Annotated in this window: 11 protein-coding genes; 4 read left to right on the forward strand and 7 right to left on the reverse strand. The window is 62.4% G+C overall.

All coding sequences use genetic code 11. The features are described 5' to 3' along the window. The first annotated feature begins 52 nt into the window (after window positions 1–52). On the forward strand, window positions 53–856 hold the full coding sequence (locus tag AC1DWA_RS25630; protein ID WP_259349288.1) for a sulfite exporter TauE/SafE family protein: 804 nt from the start codon (window positions 53–55) through the stop codon (window positions 854–856). Here the strand turns inward: AC1DWA_RS25630 and AC1DWA_RS25635 are convergent. Both AC1DWA_RS25635 and AC1DWA_RS25640 read right to left on the reverse strand, forming a co-directional pair. Further along, window positions 853–1,494 carry a dihydrofolate reductase family protein gene (locus tag AC1DWA_RS25635; RefSeq protein ID WP_477846885.1) on the reverse strand — a complete coding sequence of 214 codons (642 nt, stop codon included), beginning with the start codon at window positions 1,492–1,494 and terminating at the stop codon, window positions 853–855. The two genes, AC1DWA_RS25630 and AC1DWA_RS25635, sit on opposite strands and share 4 nt — an antisense overlap. Then, window positions 1,488–2,144: a nitroreductase family protein gene (locus AC1DWA_RS25640; RefSeq protein ID WP_003942413.1), complete on the reverse strand. Its 657-nt coding sequence runs from the start codon at window positions 2,142–2,144 to the stop codon at window positions 1,488–1,490. Before AC1DWA_RS25640 ends, AC1DWA_RS25635 begins: the two co-directional genes overlap by 7 nt. A 110-nt stretch (window positions 2,145–2,254) precedes the next feature. Here AC1DWA_RS25640 and AC1DWA_RS25645 point away from each other — a divergent pair, with 110 nt between their 5' ends. After that, entirely contained in the window at window positions 2,255–2,884 is a 630-nt protein-coding gene (locus AC1DWA_RS25645) for a LysE family transporter (RefSeq protein ID WP_019748785.1), read from the forward strand. Window positions 2,885–2,905: 21 nt separating this feature from the next. Here AC1DWA_RS25645 and AC1DWA_RS25650 read toward each other — a convergent pair whose 3' ends face one another. From AC1DWA_RS25650 to AC1DWA_RS25670, 5 genes are all read right to left on the reverse strand, one after another. Beyond that, window positions 2,906–3,577, reverse strand: coding sequence for a DUF1345 domain-containing protein (locus AC1DWA_RS25650; RefSeq protein WP_020908009.1), 672 nt, complete (start codon window positions 3,575–3,577; stop codon window positions 2,906–2,908). A 68-nt stretch (window positions 3,578–3,645) separates the two neighbouring features. Beyond that, on the reverse strand, window positions 3,646–4,518 hold the full coding sequence (locus AC1DWA_RS25655) for an alpha/beta fold hydrolase (RefSeq protein ID WP_477846886.1): 873 nt from the start codon (window positions 4,516–4,518) through the stop codon (window positions 3,646–3,648). A gap of 288 nt (window positions 4,519–4,806) precedes the next feature. After that, window positions 4,807–6,138 (reverse strand): cyclopropane-fatty-acyl-phospholipid synthase family protein, encoded by a 1,332-nt coding sequence (locus AC1DWA_RS25660; protein ID WP_355331493.1) that lies wholly within the window; start codon window positions 6,136–6,138, stop codon window positions 4,807–4,809. 145 nt (window positions 6,139–6,283) lie between these two features. Next, entirely contained in the window at window positions 6,284–7,858 is a 1,575-nt protein-coding gene (locus tag AC1DWA_RS25665) for a pyridoxal phosphate-dependent decarboxylase family protein (RefSeq protein WP_477846888.1), read from the reverse strand. After that, window positions 7,855–9,252 (reverse strand): MFS transporter, encoded by a 1,398-nt coding sequence (locus tag AC1DWA_RS25670; protein ID WP_477846889.1) that lies wholly within the window; start codon window positions 9,250–9,252, stop codon window positions 7,855–7,857. The genes AC1DWA_RS25665 and AC1DWA_RS25670 overlap by 4 nt, the downstream gene beginning before the upstream one ends. A gap of 123 nt (window positions 9,253–9,375) precedes the next feature. On the opposite strand from AC1DWA_RS25670, the gene AC1DWA_RS25675 reads away from it, so the two are divergent. Both AC1DWA_RS25675 and AC1DWA_RS25680 read left to right on the forward strand, forming a co-directional pair. Continuing rightward, window positions 9,376–10,029: a GNAT family N-acetyltransferase gene (locus tag AC1DWA_RS25675; RefSeq protein WP_308370739.1), complete on the forward strand. Its 654-nt coding sequence runs from the start codon at window positions 9,376–9,378 to the stop codon at window positions 10,027–10,029. A gap of 41 nt (window positions 10,030–10,070) precedes the next feature. Next, window positions 10,071–10,640: a DUF5655 domain-containing protein gene (locus AC1DWA_RS25680; protein WP_019748792.1), complete on the forward strand. Its 570-nt coding sequence runs from the start codon at window positions 10,071–10,073 to the stop codon at window positions 10,638–10,640. Window positions 10,641–10,767 lie beyond the last annotated feature (127 nt).

A 10,767-nucleotide genomic window follows, 5' to 3' on the forward strand; every position in this document is an offset into this window, starting at 1 on the left:
CGTGGCGAACCTTCGAATGTGCGCCAGCGGAGAAATCGCTACCGTTCATCAAGTGCTTCATTACGCCCTCATCCTTCTCGCTTTCGGCGCCTTGACCGGAGTCACCACCGTTCTGTTCGGATTCGGTGGCGGGTTTGTCACCGTCCCAGTCGTTTACGCTGCATCCACACTTCGGGCGGACGCCATCGATCCGATGCATGTCGCCGTCGCATCCTCGGCGGCAGTGATGGTAGTCAATTCACTCGGTGCCACAATCGCATTCAGGAAGTCAGGACGGCTTCGGGCGGAGTACATCAGACCACTGATCGGCCCCGTCGCAGTCGGAGCAGGCCTCGGAGCGGTTGCGGCAGGTCACGTCGACGACGGCGCCGTCAGGATTCTTTTTGTCCTCTACCTCGTGGTCACAATCCTCGACAGCCTTCTGCGACAAGGGTTTCTGACACCACCTGAACCTCGAGAACATCTTGACCGTCACGGCGTCCGCGCTGTCGGGATAGGCATCGGCGCCGTCGCAAGTTTCCTCGGAGTCGGCGGGAGCGTCATGACGGTTCCGATGATGCGTCGCGGCGGAGTTCCGATGGCCGACGCCGCCGCGAGCGCCAACCCGTTGAGCTTGCCTGTCGCCGTCGTCGCGACTGCAGTGTACGCGGCCTCATCAGGGCACAGCACCGCCTCGGATCTGTCAGCGGGCAGACTCGGCGCAATCGACCTTCTCGCCGTTTGCGCGTTACTGGCCGGCTCTCTACCTGCGATTGCACTGAGCCGGCGAATTGTCGGCGCCATCCCGGACCGGATCCATGCCGCCGCCTACATCGCTCTACTCGCAGTAGTCACGGCGGTGATGATCGCGGCTTAGCGGACGGCGTACCGCAGATAGATGACGCCGCCGTCGAAGGTTTTCTCTTCGAGCAGCTGCAGGTCCAGTCGCCCGCGCGGAAGGGCAGGCAATCCGCCTCCTACGCTGACCGGGCAGACGAACAGTCGGCATTCGTCGACCAGCCCCGCCGCGAATGCACTTGCAGCGATCGTCGGCCCGCCGATCGAGATATCTTGTACCGCTTCGCTCTCGAGCGCACGAACGGCGTCGGCGTCGAAGTCCCGGGAAATCGTTGTGCGCGCCGTCGATACCTCGTTCAGCGTCGTGGAGTACACGATTTTATCGATGCCACCCCAGATCTGAGCGAACTCGACTGTCGCCGCCTCGATTCCGGCAAACTCGTCCGGCACCGAAGAACCTACCGATGCGGAAGTACCTTGAAGGTCCTCGTGTGCCGTTGTCTCCCAGGGAATCATCGTCTCCCAGGGAATCATCGTCTCCCAGGGAATCATCGTCTCGTACATCCGGCGCCCGAGCAGGTACGTGCCGACTCCCCTCTCGAGCTCGTTGACGAACGAATGGACCTGCGCGTCGGGAACCGCCCAGTCGAAGTTCCCCTGCTCATCAGCCACATACCCGTCGATCGAGCAGATCGCCGAGTAGATCAGGCTCACCATCGGTCCACGTGCAGCACGTTGTCGACCGGTTCACGGGCGGCGGGTTTGAACGTCTCGCCGGTGAAGTACGCCGTCGGGATAAGCGCCGCCTGATGGAATCCGGCCGGAATACCCAGCAGCTCGGCAACTTCCGCTTCACGCTGCAGGTGCAATGTCGTCCACGCCGTACCGAGTCCACGTGCCCGTGCGGCCAGAGCGTAACTCCACGCGGCCGGGAGTAGAGAACCCCACAGACCGGCCTGGTTCCCCTCCGGCAACGTCTTACCCGCCTTGATGCACGGAATGAGAAGAACCGGCACCTCGCCCATGTGCTCACCGAGCCACGCGACGCTGGTGCCTACTCGCTGTTGGATCGGCGCGCGATCGGGATCATCGGCGAAGAGTTTTGCCGCCGAACCGTGAGAAGCAAGGTACTCGTCGGTGACTTCCTTGTAGATCTGCCCGACTGCTGCACGCAGTGCCGGATCGGTCACCACCATCCACTGCCACCCCTGGCGATTCGAACCGGAGGGCGCCTGCAGGGCGATCTGGAGGCATTCCTTCACCAGGTCCAACGGCACGGGACGGGTCAGATCCAGACGCTTTCGAACGGTCCGCGTTGTGGTCAGTAATTCGTCGGGTGTCAGGTCGAGTACGGGATACGACGTCATCTCCCGATCATTGCACTGTCGCGAGCAGTGAGCAGGACAGTCCGTCTACACTTTTCTGATCCCGTGCGTGCTGGTTGTCGGGAGTATTCCCCGATCAAAGGACTTTCGACATGAGTTGGCACGTCTGGTTGGCGTTCTTCGGAGCAAGTTGGGTGATCAGCCTGTCACCGGGGGCCGGCGCCATTGCGTCGATGTCGTCAGGGCTTGCCTACGGCTTGCGGCGCGGATACTGGAACATCTTCGGGCTGCAGTTGGGATTGCTGCTGCAGATCGGAATTGTCGCGGCCGGGGTCGGTGCAATTCTCGCCAGTTCGACCGTGGCCTTTTCCTTGATCAAGTGGTTCGGTGTGGCATACCTCGTCTACCTGGGAATCAGGCAGTGGCGATCGACGCCTACCGAGGTGGAGACCGACGAGGCAACCGCGAGCAGTTCGGGCCCGATGATGATGCTTCGCGGTTTTCTCGTGAACGCGAGCAACCCGAAGGCCGTCGTTTTCATGCTCGCTGTGCTCCCACAGTTCCTGGACCCGTCGGCACCGCTGCTTCCGCAGTATCTGATCATCGCCGCCACGATGTGCGCAGTCGACGTGATCGTGATGACCGGATACACCGGGCTGGCTGCACGGGTGCTCACCTTGATGCGATCCCCCAAACAGCAGCGAACCACCAATCGAGTGTTCGCCGGCCTGTTCTTCGGAGCCGCCGGCTTCCTCTCGAGCATCGGGCGTGCAGCGGCTTGATCGGTCACACGGCTTGATCGGTCACAGGCCTGCAATCAAGTTGACGACGGACGCCACGATCACCGAACCGAACAGGTACGACAGCAATGCGTGGCCGAGCGCCATCGCGCGCATGTCCGACGACTTCAAGTTGGTGTCGGAAATCGCGAAGCTCATCCCGACCGTGTAGGCCACGTAGGCGAAATCGCTGTACCGCGGCGGTTCTTCCTGATTGAAATCGATTCCGCCGTCGGGGCCCGAGTAGTACAGGCGCGCATAGCCGAGGGCGAACAGCGTGTGGACCGCCAGCCACGAGATCACGACGCTGCCGACTGCAACCGATGCCGCCACGACTTGGTAGTGATGTCCGTCGGGTGCCGCCAAGAGCAGGAACGCGATACCGACCAGGCTCGCGACGGCAGCGCCGAGAATCAGCAGGTGTGCGACGTTGCGAGCCGGTTCTTCCCGCGTTGCGTGGCTCGCGGTGAGCGTCGCATCGAAGGGCCAGACCAGAATCCACGTCCACACCGTGAACACCATCGCCGCGACATCCCAGCCGATCAGGAAAGCGAACCGGGGGTAGCCGACCAACGCCGTGACGACACCTGCAGCGACACCGAGCACCAGACCTGTCGACACTCTCAGCGCTGGCCCGGCACCCAGCTCACTCCGCGGAACCGGGTTGATCGGAAGGTCGTGCGATCGATCGTTCACGGGCTCAGTCAACCACCGTTCGCAATGAGACGGTGGTTACGCCGCAAGGTAATCGAGAAGCAGGTGTCTCAGGCGTTGCACGCACCGACCAATGGCTTGCCGTTGAATCTGTCCAGCACGTACCGCAATCCGACACCGAAGTCCGCTACGGCCGGCGCGAGGTGATTGTTACCGCTCCCCGGATTCACTGCAGGCAGGGTGTCGGTGAACAACGTCGCCTCGGCCCCGCGCGCGCACCAGTCCTGAACCAGGCGCCGGGTTTGCTCGTACGGGATGAAATCGTCGTTGAGCGCTCCGTTGACCAGAATCGGCGAGGCCGGGGTTCGCCGCCCGATGCGTTGTTCCTCGATCACCTGCTGGATCTCCGGTACCGATTCCACCACGTCGGCAAGTGGCCGGCCGTCCGTGGTCCACGACGCCGTCGACTGCTTCCCGTACTTGGTTCGGGAATCGATGAGGCATTGCCCGGCGACGTCGGCGAGCACGGACCGGCCGTAGTCGTTGAGTCGAGATTCGATCGGCTCTCGGGCGGCGGGATATCGGTCGAGGACGCCGTTGATCGTGTAGCCGATCGCGGCCATCAGGCCGGTACCGTCGATATGACGCAGAACGCTTGCCAGGTCTGCCGGGGGCGCGCTCGCGTAACTCCCGACCAGATTCAACTCAGGCGCGTATTCGGGTGCCAGTTCGGTTGCAGCGGCAGTGGCGCCGCCGCCCTGCGAATGGCCCCACAGCGCTATCGGATCGTCCTCTCCTGCCTTCGCCAAGGCTCGGGCAGCGCGTGCACCGTCCAACATCGCGTGGGCTTCCTCGGCGCGATTGACGTAGGTATGGATACCGGGTGTTCCGAGTCCGATGTAGTCGGTGACAAACACGCGAACGCCCTGGGCTAGGAATGCGAAAGCAAATGCGGACTCGTAGTTGACACCGACACTGTCCACACCGGCACCGTAGTTCGACGGATTCCCGGGTTCCGCCAGGCGGAGTTGACCGGCAGTGGGAAACATCCTCGACGGCGCGCACTGATCACCTTGGCCCTGAGTGCCCGGACCGATCACGACCGTCGGGCGCGGGCCCCCCCCCGGCCACGAAGTCGTTCACAGGTTCGGCGTTCGATATCGGTGTGAACAGTAGCGAGGTCGACAACAGCGCCGATACCGCAACGGCCGAAACCTTCAGTGCCGCGAGGACAACCTTCCGGGTGCTCATGGAAATCCAACGTATAGGCCTCAGTCGACGCGCGGACCGGTTTCGATCTGCGGGACTTCAATCGATCGATACCAACTGCTACGCGAGCGGGCCATGCCACTGGCCCCCCGATCGCCTGGTTTCACGGCCAGGACCTGATGAATCGTAAGCCTGTGCGGCTCCTCGAAACCCAGGGCACTGGCAGCGAGATACAGCAACCAGGTACGCACGCGGGGAGCACCGACCTGTAGGACCGATGCGTCCCAGTTCTCGCGAAGGTTCTGTACCCACGCGCGCAGTGTCAAGGCGTAATGCTCGCGCAACGCCTCGCTGTCACGCGTCTCGAAACCTGAAAGTTCCAGCGCATCAATGGTTTTGCTCAGCGGAAGGATCTCACCGTCCGGGAAGATGTACCTGTCGATGAAACTGCGTCCGTCATCGACGTTGTCCGACAAAGACTTCACAGCCGCGATGGCGTGATTGAGCAGACGACCCTGCGGCACGAGCAGGTCGAAGAGTTTTGCCGTGTACACCGGCAAATTGGCCAGGCCCACATGCTCGGACATGCCGATGCTCGAAATCGCGTCGTACGGGCCGTCGTCGACGTCGCGATAGTCCTGCACCCGAATCTCGATACGATCGGCCAAACCCGCGTCGGCAACTCGTCCCTTGGCGTACTCGACCTGCTCGTTGCTCAGTGACACTCCGACGACGTCGACGCCGTAGTTCTGGGCAGCGTGCAGTGCCATCGATCCCCAGCCACAACCGACGTCGAGCAGTCGCATTCCCGGCTTCAGATCGAGCTTGCGGCAAATCAGATCCAGCTTCGCGTACTGAGCAGCTTCGAGGGATTCGACCCCTTCCGGCCAGTACCCGCACGAATAGACCATGCTCGGCCCGAGAAACATTTCGTAGAAGCGGTTCCCGACGTCGTAGTGATGGGAGACCGTGGCCGAATCGCGTGATTTACTGTGCCGCTTGCCTCGCTTACGACGCATCTCGATCGACGGAGGCGATGGCGGTGGACCCACCGCCCCCAAGCCGGCGAAAGTACCGGCGGCGCGCACCAGCGAGCGCAACGGCAACGCCGACAAACGATTCTCACCGAGCCGCGTGACCAGATCCGGGACATCGAGGAGCGCAAAGATATCGCCGTCTACGTCCAGATCGCCGGACACGTATGCCCTCGCCAGTCCCAATTCGTTGGGAGAGTACAGGACTCGGCGTAGGGCACGCCGATTCCGGAAATGTACCCGCGCAGCGGCGTCCGGCGGACCTGCCTCCGAACCGTCCCAACATCGCACGCGAACCGGAAGCGGAACCCCGATCACTTCCTCGAAAACCGTCAAAATTTTGGTCGCGGCACCAGTCACAGATCAACCCCTCCGACAAAAGATGGTTAGCCGATGACAGAAAACTTACGCCCGATTCGCGAATCTTTCGCGCCATTTGTCCGAGTTTTGGGCAGTGTTCATCGCAGTTTCGGTATTCATCGAGGTTTCGGTATTCATAGCGGTGTCAGGGCTCCACCAGCCCGGCGAGGAATTCCACCAGCAGTCTCTTAGTCACCTCACGTGGCAGCGATTCCACTGCCGCGAGGACGGCCGCCATGTCCAAGGGAGAATCAGCAGAACCCCGAGGATCCAGCCCCGCCGACCTCAAAGCTGCCGCGACAGCGTCACTTGGCAACGCAAGAACATCGGCGACGGTGACATCGCCACGTTCGAATGCTCCGGCCAATTCTGCCAGGGCCGGCGGCGCCTCGGCTGCCGCCAAGCCGCGAACGTCGTCGGCACCGAGGACGAGCGCATTGGTCAACTCGCCGAGCACCGACTCGGTCACCGGGGTGACGGTGAGGTGGGTTGTTCGAGGTAATACAGTTCCGTCAGGTTGCGTCGACGCCGGCTGCCCTTGAAGGACGAAGCCGCGGGCACCGACAGCGCTGACCCAGCGATGCGGATCGACTCGACGTTCGAGGGGCACCGAACCATCGGTGGCGACCGCGAACAGCGGCCCCACCGGCGAGCCCACGACGCGAAGCCCGTCGATGCTCTGGACCGTTTCGATCAGCGCACGGGTGGCCCGCTGCGCCCGGGACACCAGTTCGGCGTACCCCGATTGCCCGAGAACTTGCGAAATCGCCCACGCTCCGGCCAGTGCAGCAACGGATTTGGAACCGAGAAGAGTGGGATTGACCACCGGATACCCCGGCCAGTCCGTGAGCCCGAAATACTGCTTGCGATGCAGGTTACGCCCACGGTGCAGCAAGACCGAGACGCCCTTGGGCGAGTATCCGTACTTGTGGAAGTCGACCGACATGCTGGTGACATCGGGCACCTGGAAATCCCAGGGCGGCAGATCACCCCACCACGGCAACGCAAGCCCACCGATGCAGGCGTCGACATGTAATGGAATCGAATGTGCACGAGCAACTTCCGCGACGTCGGCGATCGGGTCGAGTGCCGCGAACGGGTAATTGGGCGCCGAGACGACGATCAGAACCGTGTCCTTCCGAACTGCCGTCGCAATATCGTGTGCTCCCACGCGCCCCGACGTGGGATCTACGGGTACCAGGATGAGTTCCAGTCCGAGTAGGTGCGCTGCCTTGTGGAAAGCGGCGTGCGCGGTGGTCGGAAGAACCAGCGAACCCTCACCCGGCGGGAGGCCGCGGAAGTCGCGAGCTGCCTTGACGGCCAACACACAACTCTCCGTTCCGCCGCTGGTGACATTTCCGACGACTATGCCTCCGGTGTCTGTGTCTGTATCTGTGTCTGTATCAGCGGCTGGGTCTGAAGCTCCATGGAGGAACTCGCGAGCGAACGCAACCAACTCACGCTCCATCACCGCCGTGGACGGGAACACCGTCGGGTCGAGACCGTTGACCGGCTGAACCAATCGAGCTGCGTCCGCTGCCAACTCGTCGAGGGTTGCGAGACCGCTGTCGTACACGTACGACAGAACCCGGCCTCCGTGCGTCGGGGCGTCCTGCTCACGAAGCGAACGCAGCCGAGTCAAGATGTCGGCCGCCCTCTTCTCGAGGTTCGTGCTCTCGACGATCTTGCCCTGAAGTTCCTCGGCCTGAGTGGAACTCATCGTTCACCTACGTTCTCGTGAGTGGATTCTTGTTCGGTGCGGTAGTTCCGCAGTACGACCAGGCTGATCGCAACCAGGATCGCCGGGACGACCGAGAAGCCAAGGGCTATTCCGGTCAGCGCTGATTCCGGTTGCACGACAGTTTCGCCCGCAGTTTTCGAAACGAAGCCGGTCACCGCGAGTACACCCAAGAACACCGCGGGCCCCAGGGCAAGGCCTGCGGCTTCCGAGGCTGTCCAGATACCACTGAGCGAACCACCACGTTGGCGTCCACCGATTCGCGCGTCGTCCTCGATGACGTCAGGAAGCATCGCCAACGGGAAAACCTGCATGCCGGCATATCCGACGCCGGCAAGGGCGACGGCACCGTAGATCCACGAACCGGCGTTGACAGCCGCAAGGGTCAACAACGCCGTCGCGACGACAAACAGAACCGAGGACACGACGTAACCGCGAAGCTTTCCGTACCGATGCGAGAACCGGTACCACAGCGGCATGACGACGAGAGCTGGTCCGACGAGTGCAACGAACAGACCGGTGAGCGCGCCTTCGCTGCCCATCACATAGGTCGCCAGATATTGCGCACCCGCCAACATCACAGCGGTGGCAAGTGCTTGGAGCACGAAGACGATGACCAGCAATCGGAACGCGCGGGTACGTCGTATCGCGTCGAACCCGTCCCGGTACTGCGAGAGCAACGAGCCGACCGGCGCGTCCGCGTGAGTCACCGTGTGGCGCGCCGCTCCGCGAACTGCCCAGATCATTGCCCCACACATCAGCGCCGACACCCCGATCGCCATGACCAGATAACCGCGTGCTCCGCCCCCGGCAGCGTCGCGGAGTTCCGGTCCACCAGCGCCGATGACCAGAATTGTCAGGGCCAGCACCGCAATTCGAACCGATACCAAACGAGTGCGTTCGTGGTAATCGCCGGTCAACTCGGTCGGCAACGCGATATATGGAACCTGAAAGAGGCTGTAGGCACTGGCCGCGAGCAGGAAGAAGACGAGCACCCACAACGCCCCGACTCCGGGGCCCGCAGACACGGGGGCTGAGAACGTGAGAATGAAGAGCAACGGCAGTCCCAGAGCGCCTGCGAGCATGAGTGGCACTCGCGTACCAGTTCGATGAGAGCTTCGATCGCTGATCGACCCGATCAGCGGATCGATCAGAACGTCGGCGATTTTCGGGACAATGACCACAAGCGACGCGAGCGCCGCGGCCACGCCGAGCGTATCGGTCAGGTAGTACGCCAGTACCAGACCTGGAAGCACGCCGAATCCACCCGTGCCGACACTTCCCGCTGCGTATCCGGCCACCACGCCGCGCGAAAGCCTGTCAGGCGATCTACCTTCACGAAGACGTACCGGTTTGTCTGTAGTCACCGTCCACACACTAATGTCACGACTCCGTACCGCGAGGGCAAAAGAATCTCGATGACCAGAAGTCGCTCACTCGGACGGGCCGGGCATGCCAGACTGTGAACCGATTCGTACACGAACGAAAGCCTGAAGACGATGGTTGGTCCACTGACAGAGATCTGGCCTCCGTACGGAGTCACGATCACGTGTGGGCCCGTCACCTTGGTCCCTGTGCGCGACGACCATTTCCCCGAACTCGCTGCGCTGGTCCGAGCCGGCATTCACCCTGCCGAACAGATGCCGTTTCTCGTCCCCTGGACGGTGGGCACTCCCACCGAAGTGTCGCGAAGATTCATCCAATACCACTGGTCGGTCCGCGGAGCGATGACCACGGCCGACTGGAAATTCGAAACAGCCATTGTCGTCGACGGAGAAATTGTCGGCTGCCAGGCGTTCGCCGCGACGGACTTTCCCAAAAGTCGTACCGGTGAAACCGGCTCGTGGATCGGGCGCGGGTTCCAAGGCCGGGGCATCGGCACTCTTGCCCGACAGGCAATCTGCACATTCGCATTCGACTCTTTGGGCGCACGAAGCGTCGTGTCGTCGGCGTTCACGGACAACCCCGCCTCGATCACGGTGTCGACCAAAGTCGGGTACCGCGCCGACGGCACAGTCGAGGAGTTGGCTGCCGACGGCCGAATGACCGTGCGTCGACTCTTCACCCTCAGGCGCGAACATTTTGTCGCACCGCCGTACCCCGTCGAAGTGACCGGCGCAGACGCGCTCAGGGCGATGCTGGGCATCGACTGAGCGAGCTACCCGTGCACAGCGGCAACCGGTAGAACAGACGCATGGAACCCTCCGACATGATGGCCGCAGTCACCTCGTCCATGCGCGACCGTACCGGACGCACTCTCGAAGAATGGGTTGAGGCTGTACGCACGTCGGGGGTCGACCCGCTCGATCAGAACGAAGTCCGCAAGTGGCTGAAAGCAGAGCACGGTGTACCGCAGAACTCGCAGTGGGCAATTGCATTCGAGACTGCCAAACAGTCCGGATGGGTGGAGCCGACCGTCGAGCAATACATCGACCAGCAGTACAGCGGTCCGAAGGCAGCGCTGCGACCCATCTTCGATGCAGCCCGACGTCTGATCGAAGAGCTCGGAACCGATGTTCGCGTCGAAGGCCGCGGAACATACACGCCCTTTGTTCGCGCTCGCCAATTTGCTGCCATCGCAGCGGCCACCAAAGCCCGAGTCGACCTCGGACTACGTTTTGTCGAGGCCCCCGGTTCCGAACTTCTGGTGCCGGCCAAAGCTCCCGGGCAGTCGACTCACAAGATCGGGCTCACCAGCACCGAGGACGTGAACGACGAAGTCGGATCGCTGATAGCCATCGCGTATCTACAGAACGGCCGGTAGGACACTAACTCGCCGCCACGCAACCACTCACCGGCACGCTGCACGAAAGTCCCTGTTCTCCTTGTCGGAGAACAGGGACTTTCTTCACCGCGGGGGAAGGTCGCTGCGACGTGTCAGCTCAGGCCGA

Source organism: Rhodococcus sp. P4_F3_2 (assembly GCF_056401335.1).